We start from the raw sequence: 19,670 nt of genomic DNA, 5'->3' as shown, positions 1-19,670 counted from the left end.
GGCTGACGTGGGTTTCCGGATTCTCCTCATAGGCCTGGAAACCCGGCCAACCCTTTATTCCTACTACGAACTGTCACAGCCAGCCCCAGTGTGGCCGGGCGGCATCTTCGATGCTGATCTTCCAGAACGCTAATCGGCAGATTCGATTGTGATATTGATCGGTCCGCTGCGATCGATCGCAGCAAAATTGGCATCAAACTGCCCCAGCCTGACCAGACCGCTGGCATGCTGGAATCCCTTGCGGAAGATGGCCAAATTGCCCCAGGGCGCATAGTAGGTGATATCACCGGCTACCGGTTTCATCCCCTTTGAAGCCGTCTCATCCGGCAGACTGCCAGGCAAATCGGCGATCTTTTCGACACCGCCTCCGAAATCGATCAGTTCAAGGTCAAGCGGCAGCATGTCTGCAAAGGCGCGACCGGCGGGCGTTTCTTCAAGCGTGGCGGGGATCCGCTGTCCGTCGACATCAAAAATGATTTTCATGGTATGAGCCTCATCTCTAGCGGGTATATCGGATGCATGCGCAGGCCCCGATGGCAACATTGCGACAAGGCCGATCGCACAAAGACCGGATCGCAGCATGACAGGAAATGTGGCCATCGTGATTCCCGAGGAGTCGTTGAAGAAGATCAGCGGGCGCCAGAGCGCCCGCCGAATCGTGACGGCAAAGTGATACGTGCGTCGCTTACAGCGGCTGCGCGGTCGGGCGGTAGAGGATTTCGTTGATGTCGACATCCTCGGGTTGCGACATCGCGAAAAAGACCGTCCGGGCGAAGGAGTCCGCTGGAATTGCCGCTGAAGCGTAGAAGCCGCCGATGGCCTCGGAGGATTCGGGATCGGTGATATGGCTCGGCAGTTCGGTGTCGATGGCACCCGGCGAAATGATGGTCGAGCGCAGGTTGTAATCCTTGACCTCCTGCCGGAATCCTTCACTGATCGCGCGAACGGCATGTTTGGTCGCACAGTAGACGGTACCGGCCGGCGTCACCTTGTGACCGGCGACAGATGATACGTTGATCAGATGCCCGAATTTCTGCGACTTCATGTACGGCAGGGCAGCAGCGATGCCATAGAGCGTGCCCTTGATGTTGATGTCTATCATGTTGTCCCACTCGTCGACCTTGAGCTTTTCGAGTGGAGACTGCTGCATGAGGCCGGCATTGTTGAGCAGCACATCGATCTTGCCATAAGTGGAAACGGCGGTATCGACCAGTGCCTGCACATCGGCCTGACGGGTGACATCGGTCTTTTTTGCCATGGCCGTGCCACCACTGGCCTGGATCTCATCGACGATGGTTTGCAAACGGTCCATGCGCCGTGCGCCCAGCACGACGGTAGCACCATGCGCGGCTAGATGACGTGCCGTTGCTTCACCGAGCCCACTACTACCGCCGGTAATGACGACAACCTTGCCTTTAATATCTTGAGTCATGATGCTCTCCCGACACTATCTGATAAATGAAAATGATGAATCGTTCTCGTCTGTACGGGCACATGCCAGGCTTGATGCATGCCAGATTCCAGCCTAGTGGGCGGTGAAACCACCATCGACCGGCAGGGCGTGACCAATGACAAAAGTAGAACCGGGGCCGCATAGCCAGACCACGGCCGAGGCAATTTCCTCGGGTTTACCCAGACGGCCGATCGGCTGCTCGCGCAGAACGTCTTCCAGCGGAAGATCGCCACTCTCGACCATCTTTTGCACCATCGGCGTATCGATGGTGCCGGGGCAGACAGCATTGACGCGGATGCCCTGAGAGGCATATTCCAGCGCCGTGCTCTTGGTCATGCCGACCACGCCGTGCTTGGTGCCGTGATAGATCGAGCGTCCGGGAAGGCCGACCAGACCGCCCAGCGAAGAGCAGTTGACGATCGCGCCGCTGCCCTGCTTGCGCATCTGCATGAGTTCATACTTCATGCAGCACCACACGCCAAACAGGTTGATCGAATTGACCCGGTTAAATTCTTCACTGGTGGCATCGGCGGTCTCGGCAGCCAGACTTTGAACGCCCGCGTTATTGAACGCGGCATCGAGACGTCCGTAGGTAGCCACCGTCTGCTCGACGAGGTTGGCGACCTGATCTTCCTGGGCGACATCGCACAGAATGCTGGCCACCTCGTGGCCTTCCTGTCTGAGCGTCTCGACGGCTTCATCGAGCGCCTGCTGGCTGATATCGGAAAGCACGACCCGGGCGCCTTCCTCGGCAAATGCTCTGGCGGTCGCAAAGCCCATGCCCATCGCGGCGCCGGTGACGAGAGCAACCTTGTGAGTGAAATCGTTTGGCATCGGGCTGTCTCCTTTACGGTTCGAAAAGAGGGGAAATGAAGCCAAAAGCCTAGAGGCGACGATCGATATTGATAAGCGCACAAATGCGCTAAGACTTAGTCATTTTGCTCATGAATCGAGTCGCTAGCTCCATTGATCCAGTCGTCGCCTTCATCGCCCGTGGCGGCACGATAGGCCGTGCCGACGGACGAGACACGGAGGTCAACCCGCGATCAACTCGCGTGACTCGAACACTGACTTGAACAACGGCATGGCCGAAAACACCTTGGGCCAGCCGGCGTAGAATGCGAGTTGGGTGAGCGTCTCGGAGGCTTCGACCTTCGACAGCCCGTTATCCATGGCGCGATTGAGATGGAAGGTGACTTGCTCGGGCTGACCGGCGGCTACCAGGGCGCTGACAGTGACCAGACTCCGATCTCTCGCGGCAAGGCCCGGGCGCAGCCATAGATCGAGGAAGAGGGCATCGGTGGTGTACTCGACCACACCTGGGGCGACATCCCCGAAGCGCTCCGCGACCAGTTGCTGACGCTTGGCCTCTGCTTCTTCGTCCAGCGGCAAGCGCTGCGCTGGCGTCGCGGGCGTGTAACCGCGCGGCGTATTTGGCACCGCCTCGCAGACCTTTTGGCACAGCCAACGTTGCACGCTTCGCCCAAATTTGCGCCTTATTTGGCATTAAAAATAACCTGCCGTAATTGACCGATGGGGTATGTCCGTATGCTCCGCTGTGAACCCGCACCCGCGAGTTTGACAATGATAGGTATAGGGCCCTTCGGCAAGGTGTGAGAGGCGCCCTTGTTCGGCACATGTTGGGCAAGCTCGATGATCAGGCTCGCGAGCAGTTATCTCTTCCGGCTTGAGTCGCAGTACGAACCCGCCCAGAGGCGTCCTTTCGACATAGTACCGATCAAACCTTTCCTCTTTGGCGAGTCGCTCCCTCATTTGTCGATTCTCGTCAAGCAACTCAAAATGCTGCTGTTGGAGCTCGAGCAAGGCGGACTGAGCGTTACCAAGCGCGTCTAGAACCTTGCTCACCTCAGTATCCAGCTTGACCTTGTCGGTCACGTCCTTTGCAGCTCGCGCGAGGGCATACGCGCTTCGTACTGCGGTTACCGCTTCACCGATCCCCGTCATGGCGATGTATCTCCTTGTGATTCGTTGTCTTGCTCAGAACAACCCGGCCGGTTCGGCCTCGACATCCCAACTGAAGATCAGCACCTCGCGGGCCTCCTGGCCCTTGCCGCCGCCGACGGTGTAGCGGATGTCGGTGCTCTCGATGTGGTAGTTCGCGAACACGCGGCGGATGTCGGGGTGGTCGTTCAGCGAGATGATCGCCTTGCCCTTGAGCTTACCGAGGATCTCGGCCATGTGCTCATACTCTTCGATGCCGAACGGTACCCCGTAGCCCTCGGTCTGCCAGTACGGTGGGTCGAGGTAGAACAGGGTGTGGGCGCGATCGTATCGGGCGATGCACTCCTGCCACGGCAGGCGCTCGATGTAAGTACTGGCCAGGCGGAGATGGGCGGCTGAGAGCGATTCCTCCAGTCGTAGCAGGTTGAGCCCTGGTGGCGTGGTGGTGGCAGTGCCGAACGTCTGCCCCTCGATCCGGGCGCCGAAGGCGTTCTGCTGGAGGTAGTAGAATCGCGCGGCGCGCTGGATGTCGGTGAGCGTCTCGACACGGGTCATCTTGAGCCACTCGAATACCTGTCGGGAGCTGAGCGCCCACTTGAACTGCCTGACGAACTCCTCAAGGTGGTTCTGGACGATCCTGTACAGGTTCACTAAGTCGCCATTGATGTCGTTGAGCACCTCGACGTCGGCCGGAACGGGGCGCATGAAGTAGAGCGCCGCGCCGCCGGCAAACGGCTCGACGTAGCATTGGTGATCCGGCATCAACGGGAAGATCCGGTCAGCGAGGCGACGCTTGCCGCCCATCCAGGGAATGATCGGTGTGGCCACGAGCTGGCTCCTTGCTTGGTAGGGAGCTCGTGGCTCTCTGGTGGTTCATGTGCCGGCAGCGCGGGCACTTGATTTCGATGATGTCGAACTGGCCGGCACGGGCCAGCATCCTGTTGCAACCGCCGCAGCGGATCTCTTTCAATGCCATGACAAGCCTTTCTAACGCGTTAGAAATCGGCCAGACTTGCCCGACCTCGCGCGAGGTGGGGAGCCTTGCCGGCTTGCAGGCTATGGCTGCAGGTTGGGATCGCCGATGGTGTGTCCGCACCGTCGGCGATCGCTCCTCTTCTATCCGTTTCGGCACTTATCCAAGGCGGCCTCGACGCTCTCGATCTGCTGGCCTGTGAGGCCGCCTCGTTGCAGCCAACGATCAAGGCTGGCTTCAGCCGACTGCTGTGTGAGAGGGTTCTGCCAATCGAAGAGTGCGGCAATCGTGCTCTCGATGATGTCGTCGCTGGTCGTGTAACTCATGGTGGTTTCTCCTGGTTGAGGACACACTGAGCCTGTCATCACGACGTACTCAGCTCACCTCCTCAGGCCACGATATTGCTCGGATCGCCCCGGCATCGCCGGCGTCGACCGCCGCCCTGATCTGGTCCTCGAGACGCTGACGCTTGCCGATGACGTCGGTGACGATCGGGCGGTATGCCTCGGCGTTGGCGATCACACGCCGCACCAGCTCATCGAATGCAATACCACGCCGCGCGGCGATACCGTCGAGGGTCGGCGTGTGGGCGTTGTTGTCGGCCTGCCAGGCGCGGGCTTCGGCTTCCTGCTGGGGCCAGGTGTCGATCTCGTATTGCGGGTATTGTCGGCGCAGCTCAGCGAGGTCAGCCTCGGATGCGCGGTTGATCTCATCGAGCTTGCTGGCAGCCAGGGCCTCGACGTCTACCGGTGGCACCTCGTACGGCGCGATCTCGATCCCGCTATCGAGGATCTGCTGGTAGATGCCTCGCGCGCGCTCGTCGGGGTCGTCCGGGGATGCAGTGAAAGGAATCCACCCAAGTTCGGGGTGTTCGATTTCGCAGTCGATAGTGCCGTTGCCGGCGTAGGCGGCATTTCTCAAATCCATCATGCGATCCTCAGCCATAACGTTTTTCTCGAATTCCCCGAGGAGGCCCAGCTGTGCCCCATGCATCGCCACGTTCCGCTTACCGGACCTCGGAAATACGCTGGGTCGTCCTGGTTAGTTGCATTCGTGTAATACAGATTGCTGCCTGCCGCCGTATCACCCGGCTCAAATAGCGTTGAATAGCGATATAGCAAGAACGCATACGTCCCCACCGCGCCGACCTGCGTCGATGGCCCGGCGTTGGCGACCATCGAATCGACCTCGGCTTTCGTGTAGTAGCTCGCTTGTAGCGTCGAATCCTTGACGTACTGCGGGTGCGGGTCGGCTTTCGCTTCGTGATCTGCTACCGCGCCTTCGGCCTGGCCGGCGGCGGTTTCGGCCCGGTCGGCGTCCTCGGCTGCTGACGTTGCCGCCCCCTCGGCGGCGGTACGGGCATCGCTCACAGCCTGCAGGTCGCCGTAGAGATCTTCGGCGGCCTGGCGGGCCTGCTGCGTTGCCGTGACGTCCTCGCCGGTCTGTTGTCGGTCGGCGGCGGTCGCCGCTCGATCTTCACCAGTCTGTTGCCTGTCGGCCGCGACCGCTGCCCGGTCCTCGCCAGTCTGCTGCCGGTCTGCCGCCGTAGCCTGGGCATTGAGGCCGGTCTGCTCCCGGTCGGCCGCTGTGGCCTGCCGATCGAGCCCGGTCTGCTCGACGTCCTCGGCCGCCTGCTCGGCAGCAGCCTGGGTCGCGTTCATCTGCTCGATCATCTGGTCGTAGCCCTGCTGGATGCTGTCGACCATCTGCCGGCATTCGTCGACGAACGCGGCGATCATGTCCTGGGTCGCTTCGAACTTGGTGATGAATGGAACCTGGTCGCCGGCGACGATGCGCTTGCCGGACCAGTCCATGGGGGTTGGTTTCACCAGGGTGAATGGCACGGTCATACCTCCGTGATGGTGATCGTCGAGGTGTAGTTACGGTAGTGGTCGTGGGTGTCGCCGTAGCCTTCGGTCAGGCGCCCCACGAACTGGCCGGAGAGACGCTCGATGCCGGTACGGTCGGGGTAGAGATCGACGTAGACATCGCGAATCATGCCGATCTCGGCGATCTCTTCGATGAGCCGCTCGCGGTCGCCGGGTAATAGCCAGTCGAGAGCGAACTGCACACGCCGGCGTGGATTGCCACCGCCGATGGTGCGCAGGGTCTGGCCGGCGCTGCGCTCATGAGTGGCCGGGTCTACCCAGGTGGTCTGGACGCCATAGCTCATGTTGAACGCGGGACGGAATGCCAGCCCGGTGACGATCCGTGCGACCTGGAGCGCGCCGGCGGGGTTGCTGGGATCGTCCAGGGTGATGCGGTAGCCGGTGATCGGCGCCGGCTCGAATGTCACCAGCCGACCGGGCACTTGGAGGCGGTCGTTGTAGGTGGCCTGATAGGGGTCGATGCCGGCCCGCCAGACGCCGGCGGGGATGATCTCGCCGGTGGCGATCTCGCCGCTGTCGCGGATGATGCTGGAGCCATTGAGCCACTCGATGCGCAGCGTCCCGGCGGACGTGAGATTGTGGCCGATGATCGCCACCGTATCGGCATAGGTGCCCGCCCCGAGGGTGCCTTCGATGACCTGGGTGCTGGTGCCAGTACTGCGCCAGACGCGGTTACGCTCGTTGCGCTGTGTATAGTCGACCGGTGCGCCGGGGCGCTCGCTGGTCGCGGTGAGCGACGCGCGGTCGTGGATATTGTCGAGGACCAGGCTGAGGCGGTAGTCGGTCATAGCACGATCTCGATGTCGGATTTGCCGCCGGCGCGTGGCGCGACGGCGCTGATGCGGCCGACCCGGCCGGCGATCGGCGGCACGTCGACGGTGACAGCCTGGTGCAGCGACACGGTCGTCAGGTAGACGGTCAGGCGCCAGTACTCGCGCGGCACCCCGTGGTACGCCAGGCGTCGCTGACGCTCGGCGACGACGTCCGCGCTGGATTGCAGCAGGGTGTCGATCGTCTCGCTGTCGGCCAGCGGGTGCGCCGGGAGCGATTGCTCGCCTCGGCTTTCGCGCCACTCGCCCCGCAATCGAGCGGCGAGTGTCGGGTCGTCACGGTCGATGATCGCGGCGACGGTGCGCAGGGGCGCGTCGTTGCGCTCCCAGCGCAGTGTCACCGCCGACCACGGCGGAATGATCTCGTCGAGCTGCAGGCTGCCGTCCTGGACGTCATCCGCTGCCAGCACCACTTCGGCCTCGGCCGGCGGCGCCGTGATGACACGCATGTCGATGCGGGCCAGCGCATCGATGTACCAGGCCGCCCCCACGCTCTGGGCCAGTGCGTCGAGAATCTGGCGGCCCGTGGTCTCGCCATTGCTGTAATAGCCCACGTCGACGGTTGGCAGCGATGTCGTGGGTGCGATCTCGTAGCCGTAGCGTGCCGCGACGAACTCGACGATCTGCATCGGGGTGTCGTGTTGCTCATGCGCGGCGGCGGTTATGTCCGAGTCGTCCCGGCGGTCGTAGTCGAGCGTGAATCCCCCGCCGGCGAGATCGGCAGTCCTGGGCACGGTGTTGCCGATATCGCGGGCGGTGATGCTCAGTAGCGGCAGGTAGCTGACGCGGTAATGCAGCGTATCGGTGCGATCGCGGATCGCCGGAACGTTGAACACCCGCCCCAGCAGCAGTGGTACGGGGCCGCCGCCGTTGGGCAGCGAGCCGGTATCGAGGGGCTCGTCGAGCGCGGCGCTGGTGTCGGTCACCGACATCACGATGCGCCCGCGCTGCGCGGACTGGATGCCGGCATTGATGGCGGTGGCCACGGTGCGAAAATCGGCGCGCGACCAGCGCATGTCGCCCAGCAGCAGGCGCACCGGATAGCCGCGCCACTGATAGCCCAGCCAGGCATCCAACGAGCCGTCGTTGACCAGGGTGATATCACCGATCTCGGCGAGCCCGTCGATGCGTACCGAGATACCGACCGCATCGACCAGGACGTCCAGGTAGGTTGGGTCATCGAGCTGATCGTCGAGCGGGGCCAGGTACGGCTGGTCGGCGATCTGGACGCGGCCGTCGGCATACTCCAGTTCGGCGAGCATGACGCGCCGTTCGTTGGGCGATTCGAGCCAGCGCTGATACTGGACGTCGCTGATCATGCGCCCACCCCACGGCGGCGGGTGCGGGTATTGCGCTCGGTGCGCTCGGTGTTGTCCGCCGTCCGGTCCGAGGCGTCCGCCCCGCGTCCGGTGTTGTCGGCGGTGGCGCGCATCAGAGCGATCAGCTCGTCGTTCTGCCGGCGCAGCGCGGCGTTGTCCTGGCTCAGCCGCTCGACCGCTCGGATCAGTTGGCGTTGTTCCTCGTTTCCTGAGCCTTGTTCGGCCGAGGGCACCGGAGGCGGCGCCATCAGTTGCCGCGTTTCGGTCGCGTTGTAGATTCGCGAGGGGCCGAGATCGACGTACTCCGGGCCTTGCTCGCCGACCAGCGCCCAGCCGCCACTGTGCACCCCGCCGGACGCGTAGGCGGGGATGCCCTCGGCACGGCCGAACTGCAGCCAATGCTCATAGGGCGTCATGCCGCTTTGCTGCATGGCGGCGGCGACGTCCGTCACGGTCCAGTCGTCGCGGTCGTCCTGGCGGATGCGGTTGACCTGCGCCGTCTTGTTTTTCAGGTAGGTGGCTTCGTCGTAGCGCGGCTGGGTCGGATCGGCGTTGTCTTTGGCACTACCCCCACCGGCACTCTCGCGGTAGTACGGCACCACGCCTTCATCGCGGCCGTATTGCTGGTAGTGCTCGCGTGCGGTGAGGTTCGCGGCATCGAACGCCTCGCTGACGTCGCCGATCGTCCAGTCGGTGTGGCCTTCGTAGGCGGTCTGGTTGAGCTGGTCGCGTTTGTTGACGAGATAGGCGGCCTCGTCGAACTGCCCGGTAACGTCGTTATTGGCATACTCGGGGAAGATGTCGCTGAGCGCCTGACTGATGCGGTCCGGCATCAGGTCGATGAGATCCGCGATCGAGGTCAGCGCATCCGACTGCGCGATCTGCGCCCGGAGCTGGTCGCTCAGCGTGTCCCGTGCGCGCTGCTGCTCGCGCAGTAGCTGCTGATCGATCGACTCCAGCGAGCCGAGCTTATCGAGCGACTCGCCGTACTGCTGCTCGAGCGAGCGATAGGTCGACTGCACCTCTTGATAGGCCTGGGCATACTGCGTCGAGCTGTGGCCGTACGCCGCCGCCACGGAATCGAGGTAGGCCCGGCCGCTCTGCTGTGTGTCACCGATCGCGCCCGGGTCGGTCTCGGCGAGCACGGATTGGCGGGCGAACTGATCGCGTGCCTCGGCCAGGCGTGCCATGGGGTCCAGGATCGACTGATCGGAGAGCGCCAGGCTGTCGATCGCCGACCGCAATGACTCGATCCCGCGACGCTCGTCCTCCAGTTGTTGCCGGCGCTCGTCCGCTGCGGTTTGCGCGACATCGATCACGGTCTGATAGCGATCGATGATGCTGTTGACCGCGCCCACGGTGCCGTCGCGATAGAGCGCGGTGCGTTGCAGCAGCGCCTGTTGCTCGGCCGCCTTGTTGCGCTCATCGATCGCCCAGATCTCCTGCTGCAACGCGCGCAGGGTCTCTGGCATTTGTTCGAGTTGGCGTTGGCGCTCGCGCGCCAGTGCAGCCTCGCCATTGCCCTGGGCGCGGAGCAAGTCGTTCTGCAACGACCAGCGCTGCCGCTCGATCTCCTCGGCCCGCTTGGCGGCGTCGGCGGCGCTCTCGCTGAGCTGGGCGAAGGCGCCGGCCACGCTCATCAGCTCGCTGTAGGTCTGGCGGCCGCTCTCGGTATTCAAATCGAGCGATTCGACCACGGCGCGGAATTGCGCACGGGTCGATTCCGCCGAGAGGCCTGCCGCTTCCAGCGTCGGTGAGATCTGGTCGATGGCGCGCTGGCGCTGCTCCTCGGCGCTGAAGAAGTTGGCGTAGTAGGTCTGCGCCTGGCTCTGCAGGGCGTCGAGTCCGCCGGCGAGTTCCTGCAGATTCAGGGCGGCCTCGACGGCGCGCTCGCCCATATCGTCGAACGTGAGGTTCAGCTCGTCAGCGATGCCGGAGACCGCAGCATGGGCCGCCACGCCCGCGGTGATCTGGGAGAACGCGTCCTCGAGCGAGGTGCTGGTGTCGTCGACCACCTTCTCGGCGTACGTTTTAACATTGCCCGAGAGGCCGTCGATCAGGTTGCCGAGCTGTAGCGCCTGGGCGAGCTGGGGAATAGTGCGCTCTGCACTATCGGCGGTGATCTCGCCGACGCGCTCGATCAGCTTGGCGGTGGCCTCCGATGCCTCGTTTTCCAGCGTTTCGCTGACGACGGCGTAGCGCCTGGCCACCAGCTCGCCCAGGGAGTCGTTCTTGAGCCGGGTCTGCCAGCCATCCAGCGCGTTTTTGACGCTCTCGATCTGGGTCTCGTTTGCCGCGCTGGCCAGGGTCTGATCGAGGGCGGCCATGGCATCGAGCAGGTCGATCATGTCGCTCGGCTCGAACTTGGTCTTGTCGGTGAATCCGAACGAGCCGAAGGGCGTTTCGCGGCCACGGCCGAGATCGCCGTCACGGTAGTAGCCGCTGGAGTAGTACGGGGTGCCACCGGCGCCGAAGTCGCGATCCGGCGTCTCGGCGAAGGATTCGAACCCCGCAGTGTATTTGCGCGAACTGCCGAATATCGAATCGACCACGCCGCCAATGGTAGAACCGACAAATGCCCCGGGAACGCCCCAGAAACTACCGCCGACCGTCCCCAGCATTTGGCCGATATTGCTGTTTGGCGTTTTGCCCGTCAGAGATGTGCCGATTTTATTGCCGACCATCCCGCCGCCCTGATACGCGGCGTAATAGGCAATGGCATTCGTGATAGCAGTCGCGAGACCGGCGGTGGTTGTACCGGCACCGAATGCCGTATTGCTAGCCCCTGCGATGCCCGTCCCGTTGACTACTGAGTTTGCTGACCCGATAGCGGTGCCACTAATACCTCCCTGAACGCCTAGCGAAGCCCCATAAGTGCCGTTGAAGCCTGCCCAGGCATTTTGTGCAGTGGTCCATGCGCCGGAAAGACTGTCAAAGCTCGGCATGCTAAATCCGCCGCCACCGCCGAAGCCGCCCATGCCTCCGGCGCCAGTGCCGCCCGCCGCGGGCGAGCCGGTACCGGCCAGCGGCAGCCCCAGCGATGCCGTGATGCGTCGCGTGGTGTATGCGTGGGCGATTTCGGCCAGCGTCGAGATCGCGACCTGCTTGAAGGCATCGAACGTGTTCTTGCCGCCGCTGATCACTTTCTCCCAGAAGTCGACGAACGCGTCGTCGGTGCGCTCCAGGCTGCGCTTGATGATAGTCTCGGTCGCCGTCATCTCACGGCTGACTGTCTTGGCGGCCTTGGTGCCGTCGCTGCTATATACGTCGGCCCAGTAGCCGGCGTTCTGGTAGAGCTTTGGCAACTGCCCGACAGCGGTCAGATACTGGTCGAGCGTCAGCTTGCCGCCGGCCCAGGCGGTTTGCAGCGTGATCTGGTCGGCGAGGAAGTCGCGCTGGGACTTGGCCACCGGGTCGAGCTTGTCGAGGAGGCCCCGCAGCGCGTTCTCGTGAGCCTTCGCCGCCTTGCTCAACGACTTGCCCGCCTTGTCGGCCGCATCGCCGGTGTTGAACATCCACTGGTCGAGCGTCTTGAAGATCTTCACGCCGGATGTCGCGGACTGACGCAGGCGGTCCACTTTCTGATCGAAGGTGTCCAAGCCCTTTTCTAACGTGGCGGCGACGGCTTTCGCCTCTTCCAGCTTGGGACTCAACTCCTGCTGCAGAAACCACGCAGAACCGGGCCGCCCCTGGTTGGTGACCATCTGATCGCGGTTCTGCTTCTCGAGCGCTGAGAACTGCTTCTCCAGCTTCTCGGCTTCGATACGCGCTTCGACAAGATCACGCACCAGTGACGCGCGCTTATTGCGGATCTGGGCATCGGTGAGGCCATCCAGGCTGCCGGTCAGCTCATCGACCTCCTCGCGCGTGGCATTGGCTTTGGCACTGACCAGCCCCAGCTCCTCCCGGAAGGCGTACAGTGCCCCCACCGCGACCAGCGCCGCGCCCACTGGCCCACCGAGCAGCGCCAATGCCGCCGATGCACCGCGGGCCGCCGTGGCCATTGCACCGGCAGCCGCTGTGGATGCGCGCATGGCGCCGGTGTAGGCAGCCTGTGCGGTTGTCGCCGCGCGCGTGGCGGCGGCTTGCTCAGCCGAGGCGAGCGTTGCCGCGCGACTGGCCGATGTCACGCCGGCCTCGGCTTGAGCCAGCTTGGCGTTGGCCGCGGTGAGCTGGTTAGTGACAGTGGCTTCGGATCGGCGCAGCTCCGCCATTCGTGCGACGGACTGCTGGCGGCCTGTCGCCGAGATCTGCGCCTTCAACCGCTGCGCTTCCAGCTCGCGTTCGGCGACCAGCGACACCCGTACCTGCTGCAGGCTCGTCGCATGATTGGCTGCGTCCTGACGCGCAGTCAGCGCGCGGCGAGCTGCCAATGACGCGTTATTGGCCTCCGCCGTCTTCTCCGCTGCCGCGGTCCGAGCCAGTGCCAACTGTCGGCCGGCTTCTGCCGCCGCCGCTTCGCGCTGCGCCTGAGTGTCTCGAATCGTTGCCACGGTGCGCGCCGCATAACCCGCTGCCGATGCAGCTAGTGCACCCGCGACCCGCCCACCGTAGACCGTGGCCAGGACTGTCCCGATCGTGACTAGCTCATCCATGTGGCCGGTTAGGCCGAGGATCGCGTCACCGGTGAGACCGACAGCGTCGCTGACCTGCTGGCTGGTACCTACCCACTCGATCATCTCGTTGCGTGCTACGGTCATCTTCTGGCCGAACGAGGCGATCGCACCACCAAACGTCTTATCGATACCGGCGGCGGCTTTCTCCAGCGCGTTGACCACGATCTCGGCAGTGATACCGCCGGATGACGCAAACGCGCGCAGCTCGCCGAGCGTCATGTTCAGCGAGTCCGCGATCGCGTACATGATCGCCGGGGCTTGTTCCGAGACGGAATTGAATTCATCGCCGCGAAGGGCGCCGGCGGCAAGCCCCTGGGAGAGCTGCACGATGGCGGCCGAGGCTTCCTCAGCCGTGGCACCACTGACCGCGAACGATTTGTTGATGATCTCGACAAGGCGGTAAGTGCGCTCGTAGCCGAGATTGAGCCCGGTCGTGGCGCGGCTCAGGCGGGCATAGAGATTGGCGGTTGATTCGTAGGAAGTCCGGGTGTCGTTGGCGATCGCCATCAGCCGCTGCTGACTCGCGATCAGACGTTCGTTGCTGTCCGAGACTGTGCGGATCTGGTTGGTGGTATTGGTCCAGGCATCCGAATAGTTGATCACCTCTCGCACGGAAAACGCGCCGCCAAGTGCGAGCAGCGAGTTGCGTGCCAGGTCGCTGACCCGGTTGAGGTCGGCGACGTCGCGATTGACGCTGCGCACACTGCGGCCCGTGCGCTCGAACGCCGCGGATGACTGACGGCCAGAGCGATCAGAGGTCGAGCCGAACTCGCGCACCTCACCGGACGCGTCACGCAGGGTGCCCGAGAGATGGCGCCCATCTCCGCGCAGCGTGACTTTGAGAGTGAGATTGTCAGCCATCTAGCGGTTCGCCTTGTTCATCTCATTGAGCGCGCCGCGCTCGAGCAGTCGGACCTGTTTGAAACGTTCGCGCATCTCGGCGAGCGGCACCGCGTGGAACTCCATCACCGTGCGAACTGCTGGGTATTCGAGCCCAGTCAGACCGCCCATCGGGGCATGCTTCCACTGGGTGGAGCAGTCGAGGAATATCTCGAGCGCTGACCAGTTCTCCGGCAATACCTCGAATTCGTCGGTAGACGATTCGTCCTGATCGTCTGACTCGTCCGGCAGACGAACGCCGAGTTCCGCCGCTTCTTCGCGAAACTCGGCTTCCGAGCGAGAAGCCCGGCCACCACCGGCCCAGAAGCGGCCGGCATCAATCAGGTTCTGGGCCGGTTCTTTTTTGCGATCGACTCGTGGTAGGCGCCGACGAGCGCGGTGGAGAGCGCCGGGTCGTTCTTCACTGCGTCGAGCAGCATGTCACCGGCGAGCGGCTGGCCATCTTCGCCACCGATCTCGATGTCGCTGACGTCGACAAGCACGGCGTCGAGCAGCGTCACGCCGTCCGGCTGCTCGAGCAGCTGGTCGTGGGGCATCACCTTGAACGCAGCGGTGAACGAGCCGGTCTGCTCCTTGCCGCGCTCGTCGTAGACGGTCAGGTTGACGGGTTGGCGGTAGGTGCGCTGGGTGTTGAGTTTGAACACGGTATAACTCCTGATTAAGGGCGGCGTAACGGCCTATGAACGTCGTCGGGTCAGCGGCAGATGATCTGGATCTCGTCGTTGCCGGTGAGCGGCTCCGGCGTGTAGGGGATGGTCAGCATCTGTACGCCTTCGTCGTCGGCGTAGCTCGGCGACTGGATGGTGCAGCGCGGCATGACGATCTCGACGATCGAGCCCGGCTCGGTGCCGTGGACGATGCGGATCTCACCCGCCTCCACGCCCTGGGCGCGCTGGAAGTAGTTGACGGTGGCCACGCCGGGGTCGTCGATCTGCATCGAGCCGGAAGGCTGGCGCCCAGTGATAGCAATATCGTTGGCGTCGACCACGGTGCGGTGACGGGTCTGCACCGCCATATCGAGACTGAATTGGTTGAACGGCGTCGCCAGACCGAACACCGTCAGCGGGCCGGTGTTCTGGGTGTTCACCGCCGGCGCCGGGCGCCACGGCGAGAGATCGACCGTCGGCAGCGCGGCATCGACGATCGGGCGCAGCAGCGCCATCATCGTCATCGAGAGCGTCGGGATGCTCTCCGCGTTGAGCGCGATCTGTACCGTGCCCCGCGCGCCGCGGCCTTCGTGCAGCGTCTTGTCGACGTGGCAATAGAGCCGCCCGGACTCCTCCTGGTCTGAAATCGGGGTATAGACCACGCGCGCCGAGCGCGCCTCGACGCCGTTGTCCGGGTCTGCCTCGACGGCGGCTTCCACCGTTTCGGCGAACCCGCACACCTGCAGCAGCGTCCCCCAGGGCGGCGGTGTGCCGGGCGTGCCGGAGGTGGTCAGCTCGACGCCCACCTGCACCTGGACGTGCTTCTCGCCCGGCGCTTGCGGCGCATTGCCGTAGTAGGGCCGGATATAGCTGCGGTCGATGTCGTTACCGGCCAGCGGCGTGACGTCGATGGAGGTCGGCAGGATCGCCGCCATGTCCGGCACGGTGTCCGCGTTGTAGCTCTGCTCGATGCCGAAGCGCAGCACGCGGCGATTGGTTCGTTGATTGCTCACGGGGTTGTCTCCTGCGGTTGATCGGTCCACCAGTAGTCAGTCGAGACGACATCGACCCAGAACAGGGCGCTGTCGGTCATGGCGAGCAGCTGCCCGCCGTTCCAGCGAATCGGCAGCTCCGCGCCGGGCGGCTGCCAGTAGATGAGCTGCGAGAGCACCGGCTGGCGAAGTGCGGCCAACTGGTCTTTTGCGGTGCCAAAGCGCGCGCTACCGAAGCGCGCGACGCCGGTGACGACCATCACCTCGGTGGTTACCTTGTGCCGGGTATGCGGGTGGCGCTCCTGGTGCGTGACCCGCTCACGCCCGCTGATCAGCGTGAGGCTCGGGTTGGCCCGGACCTGCTGGGCGGCCTTGATGTCCGCCGCCAGGCTCGCCTGCACGCCTAGCGCGGCACCGTTCAGCCGCTCCAGCCACGGTTCCAGGGTCAGCATCGCCGCGCCCTAGAAACCGCCGCCGGTGAACACCCGGCGGCTGTCGTTGAACTGAACGTCGCCGGCGGAGCTGGGCGCCTCAGCGGCAGCGCGACCGAGCTTGATGTCGCCCCGTGAGACGCCCAGCAGAAAGCGCATGGCGTCGTCGTAGCGCCCCTTCACCGCGTCGCTGACCTGGTCGTCGTAGAGCCGGTAGCGGGCGATGTCGGCGGCGATCGCGCTGATTGCTCCCGGCACCGGCGCCATCGGCGTCTCGATGCCAGCGGCGGCGAGGCGGCCGTCGATCTCGCCGGCGGCGTCATCGCAGGCGCGCTGCACGGTGCCGGCGTCGATGCCGCCGTTGCCGTCCGGCGCCAGGGCGCGCAGCTCGTCCTCACCGAAGCGCGAGACCAGTGCGGCCTGATCGACGTAGGCCATTACTGAGCGTCCTCGCCGTTATCAGCCGACTGGTCCGGGAACGTGCACGCTTCGACGATCAGCGTCGTGTCGCTCTCGAGCGCGTGGATCTGGTCGGCGCTCAGCGTGGCGAGTGCGATGCCGTGACCCTCGGGCGTGAACACGTGGCCGCAGCGGCGGCGCCGCATCACCGGCTTGCGCGTGCGGATGAACAGCGCGGGGATCTCGGCCTGCTCATCGCTCGCGCTGCTCTTCAGCTCGTCACCGCTCGTCCCCTGGGCGGTGCGCACGCCAGCTTCGGGGTCGACCGCCGGCAGCGCCTCGCCCGAGCCGTCGCCGGTGACCGTTTCCCCGGCCTGTTCCCCGTCCTGCGAGGTTGCGTCACCCGTCACGGTCTCGATCGGGCCGCTGTCCGGCGTATCCCCCGGCTCGGCGGCGGAGATGACCGCCGCTGCCGGTGTTGCCGACGATTCCCCGGTTTCCGGCGTTGCCGAAGATACCTCGACGGCAGATTGTTCGGCCTGGGTCTCGGTGGTCTTCGCGTCGGATTTGGCACTGGTCGAGCGCTTACGGTTGGTGGTGGCCATGTCGCGTTCCTCTCAGATGAATGGAGCCCGGCGCTTACGCGTTCGGCAGCCAGGGGTTCATGATCAGTTGCGAGGTGTTGGCCCACTCGTTGGTGGCACCATTGGCCGCTTGGCCGTTGTTGAGCACCCGCCGCGCAGCGCCTTCCATGTTGCTCGGCACCATGGTGTGGGTATGACGCAGCGCCAGCGGTCGGCCGTGATCGCCCTTGAGTTCCTGCAGACGCTTGCGCGCGGCTTCGTAGGTCTCCGGCGTGAACGCTTCCTGGCAGCGCACGATCAGTTGCCACAAGCCGGGGCCGGCGTTGACGCGCGCATCCGTGCCGAACATGAAGTCGTCGGTCATGAAGACGCGATCGCTATTGAGATCGGTCAGGGCGCGGAACGAGTAGTCCCGACGGCGTTGGAAGATCATCGGCTTGATCGCGCGGGAGAGATCGGCCACATACCAGGCCGGGCCGCTGCCACCGAGATCGTTGGACACCGAGGTCTCCTTGCCCTGGGCATCGAGCACCGGGTGGTCGGCATCGAACAGTTGCTGGCCGTCGTAGCAGATCGGGTTCTTGTCCAAGACCTCGACGGCAAGCTCGTTGGGGTGCTCGCGGCTGGAACGGCCGAACTCCTGGAACGTGGGGCCGTAGAGGCCGTAGGTGTCGTCCTCGATCGCATCGCGGGGCACGCCGGCGGTCAGTTCGAACTTGCGGTTGCGGATCGCGAACTGCGCACCTTCCAGGCCGTGGATGACGCGGTCGCCGAGCCATTCGCGCATGCGCGGCAGCGTCTTGAGCCAGGGGTAGACCTCGACGGCGGTCGTCGAGGGCACCACGGTGCAGAACTGCTCGTACTGCGAGCCGTTGTCGCCGAGTGAGTTGAAGCCCTGCTGGAAGTTTGCGTTGTAGGCGCGGAACAGCACCTGGAGATTGGCGGATGTGAGATCCATCGTCGGTCGTCCTCGAGATTGATGATCGGTGTGGTGTGCGGGGCTCGGCTTGGGGCTTAGCCCAGCGCCACGCCGCTGGTCGGGTCGACGTAGACCCACACGCCGCCATCGCCATCGACGCCGTCGATGATCCCGGCGACCGAGCGCGTGCCGCTGCCATCGGTCAGCGCCACGGTCTGGGCGTCGACGGCGTAGCAGGGCTTGCCGATATCACCGGCGGCGATCTCATCCGCACCGGTAGCGCCGGCCAGCTTGAAATAGCCACGATTGACCTCGGCATGGGCGTCGCCGGAGAGGCCGCCCGAGTTGTCGATCTGCTTGTCGAACACGCCGACAGCGGTCAGGCCAGTGGCCTCGCGGGCGGGCTGCACATAGCCATCGGTATCGATCATGGCCAGCGTGCCGGCGTAGCAGACGGCGCCGGCGAGCACGAGATGGGCGCGGCGCAGGCCGGCGCGGGATGGAGTATTGCGGTTCATCGTGGGTGATCCTCGGTAACGAATTCAGCGAGAGCCGGGCGGTTGTTACTTAGTGGACGCCGGCGCCGGGTTGGCCTTGCGGTATTCCTCGACCGTGATGCCCGCGTTGCGGCAGATGGCCAGCTCGATCTCGGAAGGCGCGTTCGGCTTGTCATCGCCGGGCGGCTTGCCCTGAGTCTGCGAGCTGCCGCGCAGTGCGGCGATCGGCGGGGCGCCGTCGAGGTACGCTTTGCACGCCGCGAGCCCCTGGCCCTTGAGCCAATCCGCCGTTGCCTGGCCGGGGATGCGGCCGTCTTTGACGCCTTCTTCGATCAGCGCCTTCAGCTCGGCGTCATTGCTGCCGGTTCGCAGCGCGGCGATGGTTTGCTGCTGCTCGTCGAACACGGCCTTCGGCACGTACTGAGTCATATCCGGCTGTGCCGGCGTCACGCCGGCTTTCAGCGCGGCCACGACCTCCGCGGGTTTCGCGTCGTCCTTGGCACCCAGCGCCTGGCGCAGGGCCGTTGCGTCTTCCGAGCCGGCCTTCAGTGCGGCGAGTTTCTGGTCGATCTGTTCGTCGGTGGCATCCTTCGCCAGTCCGAGTGCGGCAATCAGCTTTTCGCGGTCCACGATGGTGACCTCCTGGGTTGGGGCGTCATTAGGGCTGTCTTCGGAGCCCTGTAGAGAGCCGCGCCCCATCCGGGCGGCGGCCAGTTCGGTGATAGCGCCGGTGTCGATCGCCGGCGTGTTGGTCAGGGCGACGTGCAGCAGGTCGAGCACATCGCCCGACTGCGCGTCGTAAGGGAAAACGGGGGAGAGATAGAGGTATTCGGGCGGTTCACCAGCCGGTCCTGGCGAGATCGCCTTACTGGCGGCAGCGGTCCACTTCACGCGCCCGTAGAGGCCATCGCTGCGCCATTCCAGCGAACGCGGGTAGACCCAGCCGGCGGCGGGTGCCGGCTTGCCGTTACGCTCCGCGAGCAGCGTCTGGTGTTCGTAGTCGATGACGATATCGGTGGAGCGAGCCGCCGCGCGCTCGATGATCGAACGGGCATGCGCTTCGTCCAGATGCCACGGCCCGCTGCCCTCGAGCGATCCACGCGGCGCTGTGAAGGTGCCGGCGGGAATCAGCCGGGTCAGATCATCGCTGGCGGAGACGCGCAGCGAGCAGACCGCCACGGGGTTGGCGATCGGTGCCGAGCAAGCGGCGACAGGGTGGCGTGGTGCGGGTGTCGTATCCATGGCTGCAGAATCGCAGC

The 19,670-nt window shown here is 64.5% G+C and carries 21 protein-coding genes; all 21 read right to left on the bottom strand.

Annotated elements, in window-relative coordinates; all coding sequences use genetic code 11:
• Nucleotides 1–129: 129 nt before the first annotated feature.
• The 21 genes from QO259_RS10160 to QO259_RS10060 all read right to left on the bottom strand — a co-directional run bounded on the left by QO259_RS10160 (nucleotide 130) and on the right by QO259_RS10060 (nucleotide 19,653).
• On the bottom strand, nucleotides 130–483 hold the full coding sequence (locus tag QO259_RS10160) for a cyclophilin-like fold protein (protein ID WP_285949877.1): 354 nt from the start codon (nucleotides 481–483) through the stop codon (nucleotides 130–132).
• 202 nt (nucleotides 484–685) lie between these two features.
• Nucleotides 686–1,432: an SDR family oxidoreductase gene (locus QO259_RS10155; RefSeq protein WP_285949876.1), complete on the bottom strand. Its 747-nt coding sequence runs from the start codon at nucleotides 1,430–1,432 to the stop codon at nucleotides 686–688.
• Between the two features lie 93 nt (nucleotides 1,433–1,525).
• Nucleotides 1,526–2,287 carry an SDR family oxidoreductase gene (locus QO259_RS10150; protein ID WP_285949875.1) on the bottom strand — a complete coding sequence of 254 codons (762 nt, stop codon included), beginning with the start codon at nucleotides 2,285–2,287 and terminating at the stop codon, nucleotides 1,526–1,528.
• A 201-nt stretch (nucleotides 2,288–2,488) separates the two neighbouring features.
• Nucleotides 2,489–2,893 carry a carboxymuconolactone decarboxylase family protein gene (locus tag QO259_RS10145; protein WP_285949874.1) on the bottom strand — a complete coding sequence of 135 codons (405 nt, stop codon included), beginning with the start codon at nucleotides 2,891–2,893 and terminating at the stop codon, nucleotides 2,489–2,491.
• Between the two features lie 558 nt (nucleotides 2,894–3,451).
• Entirely contained in the window at nucleotides 3,452–4,243 is a 792-nt protein-coding gene (locus tag QO259_RS10140) for a DNA adenine methylase (RefSeq protein WP_285949873.1), read from the bottom strand.
• Entirely contained in the window at nucleotides 4,194–4,391 is a 198-nt protein-coding gene (locus tag QO259_RS10135) for a Com family DNA-binding transcriptional regulator (protein ID WP_285949872.1), read from the bottom strand. Before QO259_RS10135 ends, QO259_RS10140 begins: the two co-directional genes overlap by 50 nt.
• Nucleotides 4,392–4,531: 140 nt before the next feature.
• Complete coding sequence (locus tag QO259_RS10130; RefSeq protein ID WP_285949871.1) at nucleotides 4,532–4,714, bottom strand: hypothetical protein; 183 nt, start codon at nucleotides 4,712–4,714, stop codon at nucleotides 4,532–4,534.
• A gap of 49 nt (nucleotides 4,715–4,763) precedes the next feature.
• Complete coding sequence (locus QO259_RS10125; RefSeq protein ID WP_285949870.1) at nucleotides 4,764–5,315, bottom strand: HI_1402-related protein; 552 nt, start codon at nucleotides 5,313–5,315, stop codon at nucleotides 4,764–4,766.
• On the bottom strand, nucleotides 5,315–6,232 hold the full coding sequence (locus tag QO259_RS10120) for a hypothetical protein (RefSeq protein WP_285949869.1): 918 nt from the start codon (nucleotides 6,230–6,232) through the stop codon (nucleotides 5,315–5,317). Before QO259_RS10120 ends, QO259_RS10125 begins: the two co-directional genes overlap by 1 nt.
• 2 nt (nucleotides 6,233–6,234) lie before the next feature.
• Nucleotides 6,235–7,065, bottom strand: coding sequence for a hypothetical protein (locus QO259_RS10115; protein ID WP_285949868.1), 831 nt, complete (start codon nucleotides 7,063–7,065; stop codon nucleotides 6,235–6,237).
• On the bottom strand, nucleotides 7,062–8,426 hold the full coding sequence (locus QO259_RS10110; protein WP_285949867.1) for a hypothetical protein: 1,365 nt from the start codon (nucleotides 8,424–8,426) through the stop codon (nucleotides 7,062–7,064). Before QO259_RS10110 ends, QO259_RS10115 begins: the two co-directional genes overlap by 4 nt.
• Nucleotides 8,423–13,903, bottom strand: coding sequence for a tape measure protein (locus QO259_RS10105; RefSeq protein ID WP_285952714.1), 5,481 nt, complete (start codon nucleotides 13,901–13,903; stop codon nucleotides 8,423–8,425). The genes QO259_RS10110 and QO259_RS10105 overlap by 4 nt, the downstream gene beginning before the upstream one ends.
• Nucleotides 13,904–14,173, bottom strand: a complete 270-nt coding sequence (locus tag QO259_RS10100) for a DUF1799 domain-containing protein (RefSeq protein WP_285952763.1) — start codon at nucleotides 14,171–14,173, stop codon at nucleotides 13,904–13,906.
• A gap of 89 nt (nucleotides 14,174–14,262) precedes the next feature.
• The gene (locus QO259_RS10095) at nucleotides 14,263–14,586 is read right to left on the bottom strand and encodes a hypothetical protein (protein ID WP_285952713.1); all 324 of its coding nucleotides are present in this window, start codon (nucleotides 14,584–14,586) and stop codon (nucleotides 14,263–14,265) included.
• A 50-nt stretch (nucleotides 14,587–14,636) separates the two neighbouring features.
• The gene (locus QO259_RS10090; RefSeq protein WP_285952712.1) at nucleotides 14,637–15,602 is read right to left on the bottom strand and encodes a phage tail tube protein; all 966 of its coding nucleotides are present in this window, start codon (nucleotides 15,600–15,602) and stop codon (nucleotides 14,637–14,639) included.
• A complete protein-coding gene (locus tag QO259_RS10085; protein ID WP_285952711.1) occupies nucleotides 15,599–16,033 on the bottom strand; it encodes a phage tail terminator protein in 435 nt (144 codons plus the stop codon). The genes QO259_RS10090 and QO259_RS10085 overlap by 4 nt, the downstream gene beginning before the upstream one ends.
• 9 nt (nucleotides 16,034–16,042) lie before the next feature.
• Entirely contained in the window at nucleotides 16,043–16,450 is a 408-nt protein-coding gene (locus QO259_RS10080) for a DUF1320 domain-containing protein (RefSeq protein ID WP_285952710.1), read from the bottom strand.
• Complete coding sequence (locus QO259_RS10075) at nucleotides 16,450–17,016, bottom strand: HI1506-related protein (RefSeq protein WP_285952709.1); 567 nt, start codon at nucleotides 17,014–17,016, stop codon at nucleotides 16,450–16,452. Before QO259_RS10075 ends, QO259_RS10080 begins: the two co-directional genes overlap by 1 nt.
• A 34-nt stretch (nucleotides 17,017–17,050) precedes the next feature.
• Complete coding sequence (locus QO259_RS10070; RefSeq protein ID WP_285952708.1) at nucleotides 17,051–17,953, bottom strand: Mu-like prophage major head subunit gpT family protein; 903 nt, start codon at nucleotides 17,951–17,953, stop codon at nucleotides 17,051–17,053.
• Nucleotides 17,954–18,009: 56 nt separating this feature from the next.
• On the bottom strand, nucleotides 18,010–18,432 hold the full coding sequence (locus QO259_RS10065) for a hypothetical protein (RefSeq protein WP_285952707.1): 423 nt from the start codon (nucleotides 18,430–18,432) through the stop codon (nucleotides 18,010–18,012).
• A gap of 45 nt (nucleotides 18,433–18,477) precedes the next feature.
• Nucleotides 18,478–19,653, bottom strand: coding sequence for a phage protease (locus QO259_RS10060; protein WP_285952706.1), 1,176 nt, complete (start codon nucleotides 19,651–19,653; stop codon nucleotides 18,478–18,480).
• Nucleotides 19,654–19,670 lie beyond the last annotated feature (17 nt).

Source organism: Salinicola sp. JS01 (assembly GCF_030284585.1).
Classification (GTDB): Bacteria; Pseudomonadota; Gammaproteobacteria; order Pseudomonadales; family Halomonadaceae; genus Salinicola.
This window is presented reverse-complemented; position numbering and strand designations above follow the sequence as displayed.

Bases quoted from the DNA above. Each gene is read 5' to 3' on its own strand.
- QO259_RS10085 (WP_285952711.1), bottom strand. From the start codon at position 16,033: ATGCTGACCCTGGAACCGTGGCTGGAGCGGCTGAACGGTGCCGCGCTA.
- QO259_RS10115 (WP_285949868.1), bottom strand. From the start codon at position 7,065: ATGACCGACTACCGCCTCAGCCTGGTCCTCGACAATATCCACGACCGC.
- QO259_RS10070 (WP_285952708.1), bottom strand. From the start codon at position 17,953: ATGGATCTCACATCCGCCAATCTCCAGGTGCTGTTCCGCGCCTACAAC.
- QO259_RS10110 (WP_285949867.1), bottom strand. From the start codon at position 8,426: ATGATCAGCGACGTCCAGTATCAGCGCTGGCTCGAATCGCCCAACGAA.
- QO259_RS10125 (WP_285949870.1), bottom strand. From the start codon at position 5,315: ATGGATTTGAGAAATGCCGCCTACGCCGGCAACGGCACTATCGACTGC.
- QO259_RS10075 (WP_285952709.1), bottom strand. From the start codon at position 17,016: ATGGCCACCACCAACCGTAAGCGCTCGACCAGTGCCAAATCCGACGCG.
- QO259_RS10065 (WP_285952707.1), bottom strand. From the start codon at position 18,432: ATGAACCGCAATACTCCATCCCGCGCCGGCCTGCGCCGCGCCCATCTC.
- QO259_RS10060 (WP_285952706.1), bottom strand. From the start codon at position 19,653: ATGGATACGACACCCGCACCACGCCACCCTGTCGCCGCTTGCTCGGCA.
- QO259_RS10130 (WP_285949871.1), bottom strand. From the start codon at position 4,714: ATGAGTTACACGACCAGCGACGACATCATCGAGAGCACGATTGCCGCA.
- QO259_RS10160 (WP_285949877.1), bottom strand. From the start codon at position 483: ATGAAAATCATTTTTGATGTCGACGGACAGCGGATCCCCGCCACGCTT.
- QO259_RS10105 (WP_285952714.1), bottom strand. From the start codon at position 13,903: ATGGCTGACAATCTCACTCTCAAAGTCACGCTGCGCGGAGATGGGCGC.
- QO259_RS10080 (WP_285952710.1), bottom strand. From the start codon at position 16,450: ATGGCCTACGTCGATCAGGCCGCACTGGTCTCGCGCTTCGGTGAGGAC.
- QO259_RS10150 (WP_285949875.1), bottom strand. From the start codon at position 2,287: ATGCCAAACGATTTCACTCACAAGGTTGCTCTCGTCACCGGCGCCGCG.
- QO259_RS10135 (WP_285949872.1), bottom strand. From the start codon at position 4,391: ATGGCATTGAAAGAGATCCGCTGCGGCGGTTGCAACAGGATGCTGGCC.
- QO259_RS10155 (WP_285949876.1), bottom strand. From the start codon at position 1,432: ATGACTCAAGATATTAAAGGCAAGGTTGTCGTCATTACCGGCGGTAGT.